The sequence below is a fragment of the Flavobacterium limicola genome (genome assembly GCF_003634755.1).
GTDB lineage: Bacteria > Bacteroidota > Bacteroidia > Flavobacteriales > Flavobacteriaceae > Flavobacterium > Flavobacterium limicola.
Genome location: NZ_RBXA01000004.1, coordinates 86748 through 105301, shown reverse-complemented (window position 1 = coordinate 105301; position 18554 = coordinate 86748). Strand labels below are relative to the sequence as shown.

The following is an 18554-nucleotide window of genomic DNA, read 5'->3' as shown; positions in this document are numbered from 1 at the left end:
TAAAAATATAGCCGCTTTTTATTAGAGTCTAATTCCAGGAGGAAGTAACTCTTTGTAAATAGGATTTTTTTTGAAAAATACTACTATTTTTGGAAGAATAGGAACCACTTTCAATTTTTGTTCAATCGCTATTTCCATAATGTTTTTTAGAAAATTAGAAACAAATTCTTCATCTTCGAACGATTCAGGAACATTTATTTTTGTTAGAAATATTTTCTTCTCCTGAAAAGAATATTCAACAGAAACTAATCCTTGATCGACTATAGTTTCAAATTGTCTAGAAAAAGTGTTGTCTTTGATTTTCATCGTACTTGCTGCATCCATAATAATTAACTCTGATTCATTGGTACCTCTACCAAAAGTATTTTTGATTTGGTAATAATCTTGATGTCAAACGTATCAAAATCTGTAATTCCCATGGCATCTCTTGCCTTCAAAACTTGGTTGTTAACTTCTATTTCGCCTTCAATCAAAAATAAATAAACACCGTTTTTAGGAATTCGAACCTTGTATGTCGAACTGGTGTTGCTATCGAATATTCCTAAATGGAAAAAGGTTTTCTGGTAAACCCAAAGTGCATTGCCATCATTTTGATCATTTGGCGAAACTATGTTTACAAAGGTATTGATTTGATTTTCAATATCAAATGATTTCTGGTCATATCTTGGAGTTACGTTTTCGGTGTCAGGAAAAACCCATAGTTGTAATGTTTTTGCCTCTTCTTTCTGACTCGCATTCATTTCAGAATGTTCCACTCCGGATCCGGCACTCATCACTTGGACTTCTCCAAAACCAATTACGCCTTCATTTCCCATACTGTCCTGATGTCTTAAGCCGCCTTCAAGGGGAATGGTGATGATTTCCATATTGGCGTGGCCATGTGTGCCAAAACCTGTTCCACTTGCGATGGTATCATCATTTAAAACGCGTAACATTCCAAATTGTAAACGTTCCGGGTTGAAATAATTTCCGAAAGAAAATGAGAAATTGGCTTTAAGCCATCCAAAATCGGCCTTGCCTCTTGTATTTGATTTAAATAGTTGTGTTGTCATAAATTATTGATAATATAAAGTAAAAAGTGGATAGGGTTTGAATAAAAAAATTAATTTTATACAAAATTCGCTATAAAAAGACTGAATTTTGTTATAAAATCGTTAAAACAATTATGAGTAAAATCCCCGTGTATCTAATGCCAGGTTTGGCGTCAAGTGCTGCCATTTTTGAGCGAATTGTACTTCCCGAAGAGGTGTTTGAAATCCATTTATTAGAATGGGAAATTCCGCTGGACAATGAATCTTTGACGGATTATGCCAAGAGAATTAGTGCAAAAGTAATCCATAAGAGTCCGGTTTTGATTGGTGTTTCTTTTGGAGGAATCTTAGTTCAGGAAATGGCTAAATATGTTAATGCGCGCAAGGTCATCATTATTTCGAGTGTACGATGTAATTCTGAATTTCCTCGAAGACTCAAAATTGCTAAAACCACCAAAGCCTATAAATTGATTCCTATGAGTCTGTTTGCAAATATCGAAAGTCTGGCTAAATTTTCTTTTGGAGAAAAAGTAAATCAAAGACTGAAATTATATGAAAAATTCCTTTCCGTTCGGGATATTCGTTATTTGAATTGGGCAGTGGAACAAGTGATTTTATGGGATAGAACCGTTATGGATGAAAACGTAATTCACATACATGGAGATGCTGATGATGTTTTTCCAATCAAATATATTAAGAATTGTATCGTTGTAAAAGGAGGGACGCACATTATGATTTTAAATAAGTATAAATGGTTGAATGAAAATTTGCCTTCCATTATATTGGGAACCGAAAAGAAGTAAACGCACTTTTATGACTATATGAAAGGCCTAAAAAAGAAAAGATGAAATTGATAAATAAAGTTGCCTTGATGGTTACCGTAATTTTTGCAAGTGGAATATTCATTTTTGCAACAACAAATGACGCAAAAGGGAAAGATGTAAAAGCAGAAATTAGTTATAGTTTTCCTGTAAAACTTGATTTTGCAGGCGAAGAAACTCCGTTGAAAATAGCTGATGTCAAGGAACGGTTTGATAGGGAATTATTGGTAAATGTGAATTTGCACGCCTCCACCATTTTAGCCATAAAAAGAGCCAATCGTGCTTTTCCTATAATTGAACCTATTTTAAAAAAGAATGGTATTCCGGATGATTTTAAATATCTGGCCGTTATAGAAAGTGGATTGGTAAATGTGGTTTCGCCGGCAGGAGCTAGAGGTATTTGGCAATTTATGCCGGAAACGGCTAAGGAACGCGGAATGGAAGTGACTGAAAATGTAGATCAGCGTTATGATTTAGAGAAATCAACGGAAGCGGCTTGCAGTTATTTTTTAAGTGCTAAAACAAAGTTTGGAAGCTGGACCTTAGCGGCGGCATCCTATAATGGAGGAATGACAGGTGTGAATAAACAAATTGGAATTCAGAAAGTATCCAATTATTATGATTTGTTGCTTACGGAAGAAACATCTCGCTATGTTTTTAGGATTTTAGCTTTGAAAGAAATTATGGAGAATCCCGTGAAATATGGTTTTACCATTGCTTCCGAAGATTTATATAGCGCTCTGCCAACTCGAAAAGTAGAAATTGACAGCTCTATTACGGATTTGGCTGATTTTGCAAAAAACGAAGGGATCAATTATAAAATTTTGAAAATTCACAATCCTTGGCTTAGGGAAACAAAATTGCTGAATGAAACCGGTAAGAAATACCAAATCGAAATTCCTTTGAAGGGTTATTAATTGTTATTGTTGGCTATGCCGGAATTAGTAGTTATTTTATTTAAAGGAGGATTGATCATTTGGTCAAAAAGATCATAACTGATAGTCAAAGCGGTGTCAAATGAAATTTTTGGTTTGTAATGATTTTTAACACGGTTGATGTTTACTACCTTTTTGTTTTCATCAATAAAAAATACAGTAGGAATTCCTAACGTATGTTTTAATGTTGCGATGATTCTGAAATCATTAGCGTAGGACTCGTTAGCATAGCATATTTTGATTGCATTGCTAAATTGATTGGCTATTTTTTTTAGGTTCTGTTTTTTATCCCAAAAAATAATGACAATTTGTAAGTCGTCAGGATATTTTTTTGCCAATTCATTTAATGCTGGAGCATCTCCTTTATTTAGGATGCACCATGAAGCATAAGTTACTAATAAAATAGGCTTGTTGATGTTGTTTAAGATAACGTCTTTAGAATTGTACCCCTTAACCGTAAAATCATCAAATCGAGTTCCTATAAGCTTGTATTGTACGAGTGAGTCAAATAACCGTTTGCCTTCATTAAAATCTTTATTTTCAAAAGCACGGTTACTTGCAGCATTATAAGAATTGATATTTAATCGTAAGGCATCAGAAAAATAGGCAATACTATCTTGGGAATAGTTACTTGAAAAAGAAAGTAAAAAGAATAATAAGAGTATTTTTCTTGTCATTTTTTTTTTTTTGGAAACTAAATTTATGTAAAAAAAATGCGTCTAAATAAAATAATCGGTAAATCACTTAAATATCCGTTAATTAGCATTTTAGGAATAAAAAAACCATTTGCATCTGCAAATGGTTTTTTTTAAATGTTTAAGTTATTCTTAGAAGAAATTATATTTTCTTCATTTGTTCTTTCATCATGACAATCTGATCTTTCAACATATTCTGTTTGTCTAATTTTTTAGCTTCGTTCAATAGCGTAGTAGCTTCTAATTTTCTTCTGCGTGTCATGGCAACTCCAGCTAAGTTTAATTTGGCTACAGCTAAATCCATATCCATTGATAATCCCAATTCGATTGCTTTCTTAAAATATTTCTCTGCTTGATTGATATTTGTTTGCGAAAGCATGATTCCATGTAAATAATTAAAATAGCCCTGTTGTTTTTGGATCAAAGCTGTTTCTGGATTTTTGATGTAAGCCAACCATTTTTTGGCACCCTCAAAATCTTGTTTTCTAAGTTTTAAAAAGGCTAATAAGATGAATTCGTTTTTAAAGTAAAGGAAAATAGGAATTGCGCTCAATATTAGAAGGAAAATTCCGTTACCGATATTACTTTCTGTAAATTGCCAAATGCCAGTAGCGATAATAAGTCCGGCGATAATAAGTTTAATATTTCTGTGAAACATAGTGGGTTTATTTTAAGATCACAAATATAGTAAAATGAATTGAAAATATTTTTACAAAACTACTTGTGAGAAAAAAAAGTCTTTGTATATTTGCACTCGGTTTTAGAATAACAGTTATTCGAAAATAGGAAGACATATAAATAAGATTTTAAAGATACAAAGCAATGAGCAAAAGAACGTTTCAACCATCGAAAAGAAAAAGAAGAAATAAGCACGGATTTATGGACAGAATGGCTTCTGCTAATGGAAGAAAAGTTCTAGCGCGTAGAAGAGCTAAAGGAAGACATAAATTGACTGTTTCTTGCGAACCAAGACACAAAAAATAATGTTTCTATAAACATAAATAAGGCGTTACTTTTTTTAGTATCGCCTTTTTTTATACCTATTCGTTAAAAAAAGTTAAAGATTTACAGGTAAAAGGTTTGAGTTCAGTAACTTTAATCTTTTGAAAATAACAACTACACAACACAATACTACTATACAATGCCAAAAGATACATCTATAAAATCAGTTTTAATAATAGGGTCAGGTCCTATTGTTATTGGTCAAGCGTGCGAATTTGATTATGCGGGATCACAATCTGCCCGTTCTATTCGTGAAGAAGGAATTGAAGTTATTTTGATCAACTCAAATCCGGCAACAATTATGACGGATCCTTCTATGGCCGATCATATCTATTTGAAACCACTGACAACTAAATCTATCATTGAAATCCTGAAAGCACATCCTCAAATCGATGCTGTTTTGCCTACAATGGGAGGACAAACCGCTTTGAACTTGTGTCTGGAAGCCGATGAAAAAGGAATTTGGGCTGATTTTGGAGTGAAATTAATCGGGGTTGATGTAAACGCAATTAATATAACCGAAGACAGAGAGCAGTTCAAAAACCTGCTTAAAAAAATAGGAGTACCATCTGCTCCTGCTGAGATATGTACTTCTTATCTTAGAGGAAAAGAAATTGCCCAGGAATTTGGTTTCCCGTTAGTAATCCGTCCTTCGTTTACTTTAGGTGGAACCGGAGCTGCGATTGTTTATAAAAAAGAAGATTTTGATGAACTTTTAACCAGAGGTTTAGAAGCATCACCAATTCACGAAGTCTTAATTGATAAGGCTTTAATGGGTTGGAAAGAATACGAATTGGAACTTTTGAGAGATAAAAACGACAATGTTGTGATTATCTGTTCTATCGAAAATATGGATCCAATGGGAATTCATACTGGAGATTCCATCACAGTTGCGCCAGCAATGACTTTGTCTGACACGACTTTCCAAAAAATGCGTGATTATGCAATCCTGATGATGAGAAGCATCGGAAACTTTGCCGGAGGTTGCAACGTGCAGTTTGCCGTTTCACCAGACGATAAAGAAGATATCGTTGCGATTGAAATCAATCCTCGTGTATCTCGTTCTTCTGCATTGGCATCAAAAGCAACAGGTTATCCTATTGCAAAAATTGCTTCGAAACTGGCTTTAGGTTACAACTTAGACGAATTGCAAAATCAAATTACCAAATCAACTTCGGCTTTATTCGAACCAACTTTGGATTATGTGATTGTAAAAATTCCACGTTGGAACTTTGATAAATTCGAAGGTGCTGACCGAACTTTGGGACTTCAAATGAAATCGGTTGGTGAAGTAATGGGAATTGGACGTTCGTTCCAAGAAGCGTTGCACAAAGCGACTCAATCATTGGAAATCAAAAGAAATGGTTTAGGTGCTGACGGAAAAGGATACACAAACTATGAACAAATTATCGAGAAACTGACTTTTGCGAGTTGGGATCGTGTTTTCGTGATTTATGATGCTATCGCGATGGGAATTCCATTGAGCCGTATTCATGAAATCACTAAAATCGATATGTGGTTCTTGAAACAATACGAAGAACTTTATACGCTCGAAAAAGAAATTTCAAACTATAAAGTAGAATCTTTGCCAAGAGAATTGTTATTGGAAGCGAAACAAAAAGGTTTTGCCGACAGACAAATCGCGCACATGATGGGCTGTTTAGAAAGCCAAGTGCACACGTTACGAACTACAATGAACATCAATCGTGTATTCAAATTAGTGGATACTTGCGCAGCGGAATTCAAAGCAAAAACACCTTATTACTACTCGACTTTTGAAGCCGAAATAGAAAAAGCAGACGGAACACGTTATGTTGACAACGAAAGTATTGTTACCGATAAAAAGAAAATAATTGTTCTTGGGTCAGGCCCAAATAGAATTGGACAAGGAATCGAGTTTGATTACTCTTGCGTTCACGGTGTGCTTGCCGCCAAAGAATGTGGGTACGAAACCATCATGATCAACTGTAATCCAGAAACGGTTTCGACTGATTTTGATACAGCCGATAAATTGTATTTCGAACCGGTTTTCTGGGAACATATTTACGATATTATCCAACATGAGAAACCAGAAGGTGTAATCGTGCAATTAGGTGGTCAAACGGCTCTTAAATTAGCGGAGAAACTATCTAAATACGGAATTAAGATTATAGGAACAAGTTTCGATGCTTTGGATTTAGCCGAAGACAGAGGACGTTTCTCAGAATTGTTAACCGACTTTAAAATTCCTTTCCCACAATTTGGAATTGCCGAAACGGCTGACGAAGCTTCTGCTTTAGCGGATGTTTTGGACTTTCCATTATTGATTCGTCCATCTTATGTGTTGGGTGGTCAGGGAATGAAAATTGTAATCAACAAGCAAGAACTAGAAGAGCATGTTGTGAATTTATTGAAAACGATTCCAGGAAATAAATTGCTTTTAGACCATTATTTGGATGGTGCAATAGAAGCCGAAGCCGATGCAATTTGCGATGGTGAAAATGTGTACATCATAGGAATTATGGAGCACATCGAACCTTGCGGAGTGCACTCTGGCGACAGTAACGCGACTTTGCCACCGTTTAACTTAGGCGAATTTGTAATGCAACAGATTAAAGATCATACCAAAAATATTGCGTTGGCTTTAAGAACCGTTGGTTTAATCAATATTCAGTTTGCCATAAAAGATGATATCGTTTATATCATTGAAGCAAATCCTAGAGCGTCTCGTACGGTTCCATTTATTGCAAAAGCATACGGAGAACCTTATGTGAACTATGCGACTAAAGTAATGTTAGGTCACAATAAAGTAACCGATTTTACTTTCAACCCACAGTTGAAAGGATATGCCATCAAGCAACCGGTTTTCTCTTTCAGCAAGTTCCATAATGTGAATAAAGCATTAGGACCAGAAATGAAATCAACAGGAGAAAGTATCTTGTTTATTGATGACTTGAAAGACGATCAATTCTATGAATTGTACTCCAGAAGGAAAATGTATTTGAGTAAATAAAAACTTGAGTTTATATATTGAAAAAGCCCCGTTTGGGGCTTTTTTTGTGGGATAGTATTTGTGTTTGTGGATTATTGTTTTGGGGTTAAAGTCGGAGACATTTGTTCCAACGAATTCTATATTTTGTCAATAGTTTTATATGTCAAATAAAAAATTGTTGAATTTCAGTTGTTTGTGTTTTTAAAGTCATCAATTATCAAATAACCATCAAATAAGAATTATGCCCAAAAAGGGACGTATTTTTTATATTTTCTTGAATTGCTTTCGGGGTCATCTTCTTTGATAACTTTTGCAAGTAAAGCTTCTTTGATAATTCTAGACGCAATTGCAGCATTTTTATCTTCAATTTTAAATCTATCTCTTAGTGATTGGTTAGTCATTTTGTCATTTGAAACATATCTCAAACAACAATGCTGATAACAAGCTCTTACTTTATCTTTTTTATCCATTTGATTTAGAGTTTTATAAGAATACATAATTACTTTGGTATGCTTCTCTTGAATAAGTATTTCTGGAGCCGGAAGTTGATAAATTTCATTATAAGATATTACTTTATCAATTCCACTTCCTTTTTCCTCACATATTCCTAATCTTCTCATTAAATCTGCAAGGGTATCATTTCTAGATTGGTATTCATCAATAAACCTCTCTGGAGTAATTAACGGAATTCCGGGATTTGTAATTTCTATCCTATCTGAGAAAATTTCCACCATAGGAAATCCTTTTTCTTCAAAATCTTGGTGGATTATTGCATTAGCTAATAATTCTCTCACAGCAATTTCTGGATACATTCTTTTATCATCTCGAAATGCTTTACCTATTTCTTCATTTGCTGGTAGTTGACTATTTACCCAATCAATTAATCCTTGATAGCCTGATACATATCCTTTACCTCCAATTTGTTCACGAATTGTTTCAATCTTATTATTGTTTTTGTAAACTATTACTCTAATTGCTTTTCTTTTTAAATCTGGAAAGTCTTCTAAGTTTTTAGCGAATAAAATGGCACCTAAATTTGTAATTGAGTATTTTGTAGTTTTCTTAATGATTAAGTTTTCTGAAATGAATTTATCGATTACTCCTTGTCTATTAGATGGATAAGGAAGTTTCAGTAAATCAAAATAAGTTTGAGTATCAAGTAAAGAAATGATTGTGTCGTCATCAATATTTTCTTTAGCTAATTGCAACTCGAATTTATCTTTGGTTTTTCTATTCCAAATTTTTGCTTCTTTTTCTGGAAAATCTTTAAGTAATCTCGTATAACTACCAATCCTGATGTAAGCTTGATTAAGGAACTTGACGGGACGATTAATAGCCGTAGGAATAACAAACATACTAATTCTGATATTCTCTGAATAAAAAAATTCATAAGTTTTAAAATCAATACGAGGATCTAAACGTTGAATTAGCCAATTTTCAAGTTCCTCTTTTCCTTGAGTTGCCGATTTTACTTTAAATGTTGTTCCCTTAATTGTATGGGTTTTGTCTTCTACACCAAAAATTAAAAACCCATTTTGTTTATTATTTAAACAAGCGCCATTTGATAAGGCTGAAATTCTTTCTCCTATTTCTTCATTAGAATGAAAGTTCAACTTGAATTCAACCCATTCGGTTTCTTGAGAAAATGTTACAAGCTCTTTTATTAATGATTTTAATTCGATTTCTTCCATATTGTCAAATAAGCGTCAAATAAGAAACCCTTTAAAATAGGGCTTTCTTTACTGATTAAGTGTAAATATACATTTTTTAATCAAATAAGATATTGGATTTTTCTTGAATTTAAAATTATTACCAATATAAAAAATACTCAACACCAGTCCTAAAAAAAGTCCCAATTAAGGGACTTAAAAAAAAATGAAATCATTTCTTTAATTTCTCCTTAAAAAAATCAATCGTTCGTGTCCAGGATAAAGTGGCGGCTTTTTCATCGTATCTGGGTGTGGTGTTGTTATGAAAACCATGATTCACCCCTTCGTAGAAATAAGCGGTATGTTCTACTTTGTTCTTTTTAAGGATGGCTTCAAAAGCGGGCCAGCCTTCATTTACGCGGGTGTCTAAACTGGCATATTGGGCTAGGATAGGTGTTTTTATTTTCTCGGCTTCGGCTGCAGTGGGTTGTCCGCCGTAATACGGAACTGCGGCACACAAATTCGGGATTTTGACCGCCATCATATTAGCAATCCAACCGCCAAAACAAAATCCTACTACACCAATACGACCATTACAATCTTTATGTGATTTTAGGTATTCATAAGCTGCAATGAAGTCTTCGAGCATTTCTTCGCGGGTACGTTTTTTTTGTAATTCTCGTCCGGCATCATCATTTCCGGGATAACCGCCCAGTGGCGATAAACCATCCGGTGCCAAAGTAATAAATCCTTCCACAGCGGCTCTTCGTCCTACATCTTCAATATACGGATTCAGTCCGCGGTTTTCATGTACCACGATGATTCCCGGTAGTTTCTTTTTGGTTCCCGTGGGTTGCGATAAAAGTCCTTTGATTTTTCCGCCGCCTTTGGGAGAATCATAGGTGATAAATGCTGATTTCAGTCTTGGATCTTCCGGCTTGATTAAGATAGAATCCACGTAATTGGGTGTCATAAAACTTAGGAGCGAAGGAAGCGTGAGCGTTCCTACCGCAAACAAGGATAGTTTCTCGACAAATTGTCTTCTATCAAGTTTATTGTGTGCATAGTCATCGTACAAGTCAAATACTTCCTGACTGATATCTTCTTTGGTTAGTTTTTTCATAGCATCTATTTTGATTGAACTAATTTAGCGAAAAAAGCGATTGTTTTTAATATTGGTCCAACTTTCATATTTTTTTAAAGATTATTTTGTCAAAAAGACAGCTACGAATTTCACGAATTAATTCCTGTAAATTCGTGAAATTCGTAACTGAATTTGCTGCTTAATATTTGTCTGTATTTTATTTTCCTTCCACCAAATCAAAATTTACCATCCAATTCACTCCAAATTTATCGGTAAATGTTCCAAAATACGCATTCCAAAAAGTGTTTTCCATAGGCATTGTAATTTTTCCACCGTCAGAAAGGGCATTGAAGAGCTTGTCTGCTTCTTCTTTACTTTCGGTATTGAGGGAAAGCGAAAAGTTATTTCCATAAATGGTTTCAGTTCCAAATGATTCGAAACTGTCACTTCCCATGATGGCCGTTTCTTTACTAATAGGCAGGGAAACATGCATTATTTTCTCTGCTTCTGCAGGTGGACAGGTTTTGCCATTCGTCATTGGCATGTCCTTAAATCTCCCAAAATAAGAGAATTCGCCACCAAAAATGGATTTGTAAAATAGAAATGCTTCTTCGCAATACCCGTTAAAGGTTATATAGGTGTTTACTGTTGCCATGATAGTTGTTTTTTAAATTGAGAATCAATTAAATCGTATGATACAAACAGAATAAATCATCCCTAAAATTTAGGTTGTAATTTTTTATGCTACAGCCAGATTGCTATTACCTCAAATACTTTTTGTACCAGTCAATGGCTAAATCAGCCACTTCTAACAGTTTTCCTGGTTCTTCAAAGAGGTGTGTTGCCCCTTCCACTATTTTCATGTCTTTTGTGGATTCTAATTGATCATAGGCCATTTTATTCATGGTAATGACGGGAACGTCGAGACCGCCCACGATGAGTAAAGTGGGAGCGGTCACTTGTGGCAGTTCTGTAATGGCTAAGTCAGGACGGCCGCCACGAGAGACCACCGCTTTTATGACTTCTTTAAAATGAGCTGCTGCGCGTAAGGCTGATGCCGCGCCGGTACTGGCTCCAAAGTAACCTATAGTTAAGCGTTTTGTATCTTCATTCTCCATAAGCCACTGTGTGGTTTCTATCAACCTATTGGCTAATAAATCAATGTTGAACCGGCTTTCATAAACACGGTCTTCTTCTTCTGTTAGCAAGTCGAACAAAAATGTGGCTATGTTTTGTTTTTGTACTAATTCTGCCACCATTCTATTCCTGGAACTGAACCTACTGCTGCCGCTTCCGTGTGAAAAGACAACTATTCCGGTTGCATTTTCAGGAATCACTAAATCTCCTTTCAAGGTTACGGAGGATAATGGAATATCCAAATCGAATTTTTTCATAATCAATGCATTTAAAAATGAATACTTGTAGCTTAAAATCTCATTCAATAGGGCTTGTACTATTTAATAACCGAATCACTTCATCATCTTCTACTTGATTGAAATCTTCGTAAAAGCCACCAACGCCTCTGAAATATTTTGAAGCAATCAGATAGACAAACTCATCAGCATTTTTCTCGAAAACGGGAACTGTATCATAAGGCAATACAGGAACTGCAACAATAATTTTTGCAGGGTTCCTTTTGCGCAACATAGTAATACTGGCTAGTAATGTATTTCCTGTAGCTATCCCATCATCGACTAATATTATGTTTTTTCCTCTAATATCCAATGGTTCGCGATTCCCCATGTATATTTCGTATTTGTTCTGCATCAATTTTCGAAGCCGGATAATTTCATCTTCAATGTATTTCTTTGGTACATCAGGATGTTTATCAATAGTCATAGAATCCATGGAAACTGCTCCGATTGCAAATTCTTTATTATTGGGATGTCCTATTTTTTTTGACAACACAATATCTAAAGGAAGATGTAAGCTTTTCGCAATTATATATCCTACCGGCACTCCGCCTCTTGGAACGGCGAGAATTATGGTATTGCTATTCTGATATTTTTTTAATTTCTCTGAAAGCAATACACCGGCTTCAATTCTATCTTTTAAGATCTCATTATACATAGCACTGTATTTTATTGAATTAAAAAAAATAATATTTTACAAATGTACTGATTTTCAGTTATATAGGTTATATTTGTGATCTTTTATAGCTAATTTTTTGCTTTCAAAAATTTGAATTTCAAAAGACTAACCAAAGTCCGTTATTGTAGGATGTGAATTTCGATTTTTAGAGCTCCGTCTTTTTTCTTTTTGGATGCATACGTTTAAAATAAAGAATTAAGCTATTTCATTAATAATTGAGGCTCAATGTTACTGTTGCTATTTCTTGAGTAAAAAATATTCAATTTCCATTTTATACTATTTAAAAATAAATATCATAAATAATTGATTATCAGTGCTTTATATTGTTTTTATTATTAAATTTATGCTTTAATTTAATAATAAATCAGATCATGAAAAAATTGTACATTACCTGGCTGCATACAATTTACAAAATCATTTTGTTGATTGTAGTAATTACTTCTTATTCCGTAACGGCGCAAACTTTTACGGACAGTAATTTACCTATTATCATTATCACGACCGATAATGATCCAAACACTGGTTTGCCTCTGGAAATTCTGGATGATCCAAAAGTTTTAGCCAGCATGAAAATTATCAAGAGGCCAGACGGAACCAGAAACTATCTTACGGATCAAAACACAGCTGAATTCTTGAATTATAGTGGTCGAATAGGTATAGAAATCAGAGGCTCATCCACTCAGACTTTGCCAAAAAAACAATATGCGCTTACGACTTTGAAAGCTGATAATACGTCAAATAATAATGTGAGCGTTTTAGGAATGCCAAGTGAGAATGACTGGATTTTGAATGGATTAGGTTTTGATCCGTCATTAGTTAGGGATTATTTAGCCTACTACATGTCTAGAGAACTAGGGAATTACGCCTCTAAAACAGAATACTGTGAGGTAGTTATTAACGGGAACTATAAGGGATTATATGTTTTTCAGGAAAAAATAAAATCCAATGAAAACAGAGTCAACGTTTTAAAAATTGAAGCGACTGATAATGCATTACCTAATATCACTGGCGGATATATAACCAAAGCGGATAAAACCACAGGCGGCGATCCCGTAGCGTTCTGGATGGACGAAACTAAATTTGTACATGATTTACCTAAACCTGAAAATGCGACGCCTGAACAAACCCAATATATTGAAGCCGAGTTCAACAGAATGCAGGACCATGCTTATGATGATGATTTAATAGATGGGTACAGAACGATTATTGATGTGCCTTCTTTTGTCGATTTTATGTTAGTAAATGAGTTGTGTTCCAATGCAGATGTGTATCAATCCAGTACTTTTTTCCATAAAGACCGTGGTGGAAAATTGCGAGCAGGCCCAGTTTGGGATTTTAACCAAAGTTTTGGAAGTACATTCACTAACAGCAGTCATGTAGATAAATGGCAATTTAATAATGGGAATAGAATAGGACCGCCGTTTTGGAGTTATTTGTTTGATAACGGATCTTTTAATTGCAACCTTGCCAAGCGATGGAATGAAGTAAAGGCACCCGGTAAGCCGCTGAACAAAGATGTCTTGATTACTTATATGGATAATGCCTTAAGTTATATTAGTGAAGCGATTCCGCGAGAGCAACAAAGATGGGGGACTCTAGACGATCATGATGTTGATGTAAACCGAATTAGGACGTTTATTATAGACAGAACCACTTGGATTACAAATAATATAGGATCTTTTACTAATTGTGCTTCAGTTGTTTTACCACCTCTGGTAATTACAAAAATTAATTATAATCCTAAAACATCAACCAGTTTTCCGGTCAGTAATGATTTAGAATTTATTGGATTGCAAAATATTAGCGACCGTTCCGTTAATCTTTCAGGGCTTTATTTGAGACAATTGGGATTAACGTTTCAATTTCCTTATAATTCAGTTATCGGGGCAAACGAAACTATTTATTTAGCAAGCAACAGTGCTACTTTTCAAAGTAAATATGGCGAAGTACCTTTTGGTCAGTTTACCAGAAATTTGTCGAATAAATCTCAAAAAATTGTACTGGCAGATGCTGATGGAAATATAATTGACTCTGTAGAATATTTTGATTCAGCACCTTGGCCTACTACACCTGACGGAGGCGGAACGTATCTAAAATTAATCAGTACGGCTCTGGATAATAATTTAGCCTCAAGTTGGGAAGCAACAAGTAGTGATGCCTTGTCCAGAGACTCTTTTGCAGATGTATCATCATTGGCGCTTTATCCTAATCCCATTGTTGATAAGCTAACAATTTCAGCTGCTAAACCCATAACAGAGGTTCAGTTATACACCATTTTGGGTTATTTAATTAAAGATATAAAAACCAATTCAGCTTCAATCAATGTGGACATGAGCAGTTTTTCCACGGGCATATATTTTATAAAAGTGCAAAATGAAGATGGGTTTACCACGAGAAAAATTATAAAAAAATAATCACAACCGTTCATTTGATGTAGTTTAAAAAAAAAGCGAAGCACTACTTTAAAAATAGTGCTTCGCTTTTTTGCTTCTAGTGGAGATGAGTTTTTTATTGATTAATGTTTACAGGTAGATTGATGTTTTCTATTTTGGAGACAATTTTCAATAATAATAAGTGCGTTGACAAGTATAATACGGTACCTAATCTTACTTTATATGAATTGTATAATTAACTTTAAAAAAGGAGCTTTATTATTTGCGCTGTAATTTTAGATTTGGCATTAAAATATTTAATAATTTTGAATCATTGCTCATGCCTAAAGTTAGGCGAGATGTTTTTTAGTTTCTTTTAAAGAGTATTGATATGGAAATTAAAGAAAAAGATATCTTTAGCGTCACAATAATTAAATAGTAAAAATAATCTTTGAAAAATATAAAACCCAAAGCTTCGACTCAAAAAAATACTGGCTTTGGTACAAACGCCAGTAACTATGGAGGTCGTTTCATAAATAAGGATGGAACTGCTAATGTAGAGAAACGAGGAATGTTTCTCTTGAATCGCATCAGTTGGTATCATACCATGATTGATATGCCACGCTGGAGATTTATGTCAATTCTTTTACTGTTTTACATTGGTATGAACTTTTTGTTTGCACTTTTATACTATGTTATTGGAATTGAACATTTAAACGGAATCGATTCTTCAAGTTCCGATTGGGGGAAATTTGGACAGGCCTATTTCTTTAGTGCCCAGACCTTTACCACAGTAGGCTATGGACACATAAGTCCAGTAGGTTTTATGACCAGTTTGCTCGCCGCAGCTGAAGCATTAATTGGATTATTGAGTTTTGCCATTGCTACCGGTTTATTTTTTGGACGATTTAGTAAGCCCACAGCCTTTTTGAAGTTTTCACATAATGCAATTATTGCCCCTTATGGTGAAGGAACAGGATTAATGATACGCGTAACTCCATTTAAAAATACTAATCTTACTGATGCTCAGGCAAAAGTTACTCTTGGAATGAGTATTGAAGAAAATGGATTGATGACAAATAAATTTTTCTCACTTGATTTGGAACTTGAAAAAATAAATGTGTTGACCTTGAGTTGGACACTCGTTCATCCAATAACAGAAAATAGTCCGTTATTTCATTTTAAGAAAAATGATTATGCAACAATCAATGGAGAAATTCTCGTATTCATAACCTCTTTTGATGATATGTTTAGCAATACAGTTGCAATCCGAACATCTTACACTTTTGATGAAGTTATTTACGGTGCAAAATATGAACCCATGTACACTAAAAGCGCGGATAATTCCAAAACTATTCTCAATTTAGACTTGTTGAATGCATACAAAAGCGTCACTTTAGACTAAATCATCAGTTTTTAAACTATTTGGAACTTTAAAACTGTTTTATAATAAAATTTATTTTACATTTGTTTATTAAATTTAGATAAATGATAAACAATGTAAAAAATGTGTTCAGTATTAAAGACCTTGAAAACCTCTCAGGGATAAAAGCGCATACCATCCGTATTTGGGAGAAAAGATATGATATCCTTCAACCGATGCGTACTGATACTAATATCCGATTATATGATTTGGCTAGTTTACAAAAACTGTTAAATATCACATTGTTACATGATTACGGTTATAAAATTTCAAAAATAGCGACTTATCCGCAAGATAAAATACCCTCATTAGTGCGCGAAATAATTTCGAGCAAAACAGCCAAAAGTCACGCTATTAGTGAGTTCAAAATGGCAATGATGAACTTTGACCAAGAGCTTTTTTTTAACACATACAATTGGTTAATTGCTGAAAAGTCATTCAAGGAAATTTTTCATCAAGTTTTCATTCCTTTAATGAATGAACTTGGATTATTGTGGCAATCCGATACTATAACGCCTGCTCACGAACATTTTATCAGTTATTTAATCAAACAAAAACTTTTAATAAACACTGAAAAACTCCAAATTTTAAAACAAACTAAACTCGATAAAGTTTTTGTTTTGTCTTTGCCTATGAATGAAATTCACGAATTGGGCTTGATGTATCTAAATTATGAAATTTTATTGCATGGTTACAAAACCATTTATTTAGGGGAAAGTATGCCTATTGATAATCTAAAAGATTTAAAAAAGCACTTTGATTCTATTGTTTTTGTATCGTACTTAACAGTTCAGCCAGAAAGAGATATATTAGACAGTTACATCCAAAAAATGTCTGATGAGTTATTGGATGATACTACTGAATTATGGTATCTTGGTAGGATGGTTGAATTTATTAAAAAAGAAGAGCTTTCGGATCGAATTACAATTTTTAATTCAATTACTGAATTAGTCGACTGGATTTAATTGTTTTTGTTTAAACAATTATTATATTTGCTAAACAAATGAAGAAAATAAAAAAAATTACAATTATAGGTTCTGGGTTCTCCGCATTGGCAGCTTCGGCGTATTTAGCACAAAGCGGTCATGATGTTACGGTTTATGAAAAAAACGCAACAATTGGAGGGCGAGCACGACAGTTAAAACGAGAAGGTTTTACTTTTGATATGGGACCAAGTTGGTACTGGATGCCAGATGTTTTCGAACGTTTCTTTGCTGATTTTGGAAAGAAAACAACTGATTATTATGAACTCATTAAATTGTCTCCTGCGTACCGCGTGTATTATGGAATCGACGATTTCATATCAATAGCAGACAATTTACCTGATATTATATTCGCTTTTGAAGCTATCGAAAAAGGAAGCGGTAAAATCCTGAATGACTTTATGGCTGAGGCCAAGAGTAATTACGATATCGCTATCAAAGATTTGGTTTACCGTCCGGGAGTTTCTCCACTCGAATTGATAACTGTGGAAACTGCCATGAAAGTAGGACAATTTTTTAGCAATATCAGTAAAGATGTTCGCAAAAAATTTAAAAATGAAAGGCTAATCCAAATATTGGAATTTCCAGTATTGTTTCTTGGCGCAAAGCCATCAGATACGCCTTCGTTTTACAGTTTTATGAACTATGCTGATTTTGGTCTTGGAACTTGGCATCCTAAAACAGGAATGTTTGATGTGGTTCGGGGAATGGAAAGTCTAGCGCGCGAGTTGGGAGTCAAATTTCATACTGATTCCAATATCGAGAAAATTATTGTTGAAAATAAAACTGCTGTAGCCCTTCAGGTCAACGGCGAAATTATTGCTTCAGATTTAATTTTGAGTGGTGCTGATTACCATCACACCGAAATTTTATTGGATCAGGAACATCGAGCGTATTCTGAAAAATATTGGGATAGCAGGGTTTTTGCACCTTCGTCATTATTATTTTATGTTGGTTTTAATAAAAAAATTGAAAATATTTCGCATCATGCATTGTTTTTTGATGTGGATTTTTATCAACATGCCAAAGATATTTACGATGAACCGCAATGGCCTAAAGAACCTTTGTTTTACGCTAATTTCCCATCAGTAACGGATGAAACTGCCGCTCCGGAAGGAATGGAATCTGGCTTTTTTCTTGTACCTTTAGCACCAGGAATCAATGATACAGAGGCTTTGCGAGAAGAATATTTTGATAAAATAATGGATCGTTTTGAAACATTAACAAAGCAAAGTGTCAAAAATAATATTATATTTAAGCAATCATTCTGTAAAAATGATTTTGTGTCGGAGTATAATTCATTCAAAGGGAATGCTTACGGAATGGCAAATACATTATTGCAAACGGCATTTTTGAGACCAAAATTAAAAAGTAAAAAAGTTAAGAATTTATATTTCACCGGTCAATTGACCGTTCCGGGACCAGGAGTTCCGCCAGCATTAATTTCTGGAAAATTAGTGTCGGAATTAATTAATAAGCAATTTTCAGAACAATAGT

17 protein-coding genes are annotated in these 18554 nt (G+C 34.2%); 8 read left to right on the top strand and 9 right to left on the bottom strand.

The window, feature by feature from the left end; genetic code table 11:
- Nucleotides 1-21: 21 nt before the first annotated feature.
- Together BC952_RS13070 and BC952_RS13065 are read right to left on the bottom strand one after the other, a co-directional pair.
- On the bottom strand, nt 22-306 hold the full coding sequence (locus BC952_RS13070) for a GNAT family N-acetyltransferase (RefSeq protein ID WP_121366186.1): 285 nt from the start codon (nt 304-306) through the stop codon (nt 22-24).
- A gap of 23 nt (nt 307-329) precedes the next feature.
- Nucleotides 330-1052, bottom strand: a complete 723-nt coding sequence (locus tag BC952_RS13065) for a pirin family protein (RefSeq protein ID WP_121366071.1) — start codon at nt 1050-1052, stop codon at nt 330-332.
- Nucleotides 1053-1165: 113 nt separating this feature from the next.
- On the opposite strand from BC952_RS13065, the gene BC952_RS13060 reads away from it, so the two are divergent.
- Both BC952_RS13060 and BC952_RS13055 read left to right on the top strand, forming a co-directional pair.
- Entirely contained in the window at nt 1166-1834 is a 669-nt protein-coding gene (locus tag BC952_RS13060) for an alpha/beta hydrolase (RefSeq protein WP_121366070.1), read from the top strand.
- Between the two features lie 41 nt (nt 1835-1875).
- A complete protein-coding gene (locus BC952_RS13055; protein WP_121366069.1) occupies nt 1876-2769 on the top strand; it encodes a lytic transglycosylase domain-containing protein in 894 nt (297 codons plus the stop codon).
- Here the strand turns inward: BC952_RS13055 and BC952_RS13050 are convergent.
- Together BC952_RS13050 and BC952_RS13045 are read right to left on the bottom strand one after the other, a co-directional pair.
- Nucleotides 2766-3464 (bottom strand): TlpA family protein disulfide reductase, encoded by a 699-nt coding sequence (locus BC952_RS13050; protein ID WP_121366068.1) that lies wholly within the window; start codon nt 3462-3464, stop codon nt 2766-2768. The two genes, BC952_RS13055 and BC952_RS13050, sit on opposite strands and share 4 nt — an antisense overlap.
- A gap of 160 nt (nt 3465-3624) precedes the next feature.
- Nucleotides 3625-4140 carry a DUF2892 domain-containing protein gene (locus tag BC952_RS13045; protein ID WP_121366067.1) on the bottom strand — a complete coding sequence of 172 codons (516 nt, stop codon included), beginning with the start codon at nt 4138-4140 and terminating at the stop codon, nt 3625-3627.
- 164 nt (nt 4141-4304) lie between these two features.
- Between BC952_RS13045 and rpmH the strand changes: the two genes are divergently transcribed.
- Entirely contained in the window at nt 4305-4466 is a 162-nt protein-coding gene (gene rpmH, locus BC952_RS13040; RefSeq protein WP_007136275.1) for a 50S ribosomal protein L34, read from the top strand.
- A gap of 157 nt (nt 4467-4623) precedes the next feature.
- Nucleotides 4624-7476: a carbamoyl-phosphate synthase large subunit gene (gene carB, locus BC952_RS13035; protein WP_121366066.1), complete on the top strand. Its 2853-nt coding sequence runs from the start codon at nt 4624-4626 to the stop codon at nt 7474-7476.
- 218 nt (nt 7477-7694) lie between these two features.
- Here the strand turns inward: carB and BC952_RS13030 are convergent, their stop codons facing one another.
- From BC952_RS13030 to BC952_RS13010, 5 genes are all read right to left on the bottom strand, one after another.
- Nucleotides 7695-9146 (bottom strand): ATP-binding protein, encoded by a 1452-nt coding sequence (locus tag BC952_RS13030; protein WP_121366065.1) that lies wholly within the window; start codon nt 9144-9146, stop codon nt 7695-7697.
- A gap of 190 nt (nt 9147-9336) precedes the next feature.
- Nucleotides 9337-10227 (bottom strand): dienelactone hydrolase family protein, encoded by an 891-nt coding sequence (locus tag BC952_RS13025; protein WP_121366064.1) that lies wholly within the window; start codon nt 10225-10227, stop codon nt 9337-9339.
- Between the two features lie 178 nt (nt 10228-10405).
- Nucleotides 10406-10843 (bottom strand): VOC family protein, encoded by a 438-nt coding sequence (locus BC952_RS13020; RefSeq protein WP_121366063.1) that lies wholly within the window; start codon nt 10841-10843, stop codon nt 10406-10408.
- A 106-nt stretch (nt 10844-10949) separates the two neighbouring features.
- Entirely contained in the window at nt 10950-11582 is a 633-nt protein-coding gene (locus tag BC952_RS13015; RefSeq protein WP_121366062.1) for a dienelactone hydrolase family protein, read from the bottom strand.
- Nucleotides 11583-11622: 40 nt separating this feature from the next.
- The gene (locus BC952_RS13010) at nt 11623-12258 is read right to left on the bottom strand and encodes a phosphoribosyltransferase (RefSeq protein WP_121366061.1); all 636 of its coding nucleotides are present in this window, start codon (nt 12256-12258) and stop codon (nt 11623-11625) included.
- 392 nt (nt 12259-12650) lie between these two features.
- Here BC952_RS13010 and BC952_RS13005 point away from each other — a divergent pair, with 392 nt between their 5' ends.
- The 4 genes from BC952_RS13005 to BC952_RS12990 all read left to right on the top strand — a co-directional run bounded on the left by BC952_RS13005 (nt 12651) and on the right by BC952_RS12990 (nt 18553).
- The gene (locus BC952_RS13005; RefSeq protein ID WP_121366060.1) at nt 12651-14693 is read left to right on the top strand and encodes a CotH kinase family protein; all 2043 of its coding nucleotides are present in this window, start codon (nt 12651-12653) and stop codon (nt 14691-14693) included.
- Nucleotides 14694-15102: 409 nt separating this feature from the next.
- Nucleotides 15103-16056 (top strand): ion channel, encoded by a 954-nt coding sequence (locus BC952_RS13000; protein ID WP_121366059.1) that lies wholly within the window; start codon nt 15103-15105, stop codon nt 16054-16056.
- Nucleotides 16057-16139: 83 nt separating this feature from the next.
- Nucleotides 16140-17039, top strand: a complete 900-nt coding sequence (locus BC952_RS12995; protein ID WP_167445791.1) for a MerR family transcriptional regulator — start codon at nt 16140-16142, stop codon at nt 17037-17039.
- A 38-nt stretch (nt 17040-17077) separates the two neighbouring features.
- Complete coding sequence (locus tag BC952_RS12990) at nt 17078-18553, top strand: phytoene desaturase family protein (protein WP_121366058.1); 1476 nt, start codon at nt 17078-17080, stop codon at nt 18551-18553.
- Nucleotide 18554: the final 1 nt, after the last annotated feature.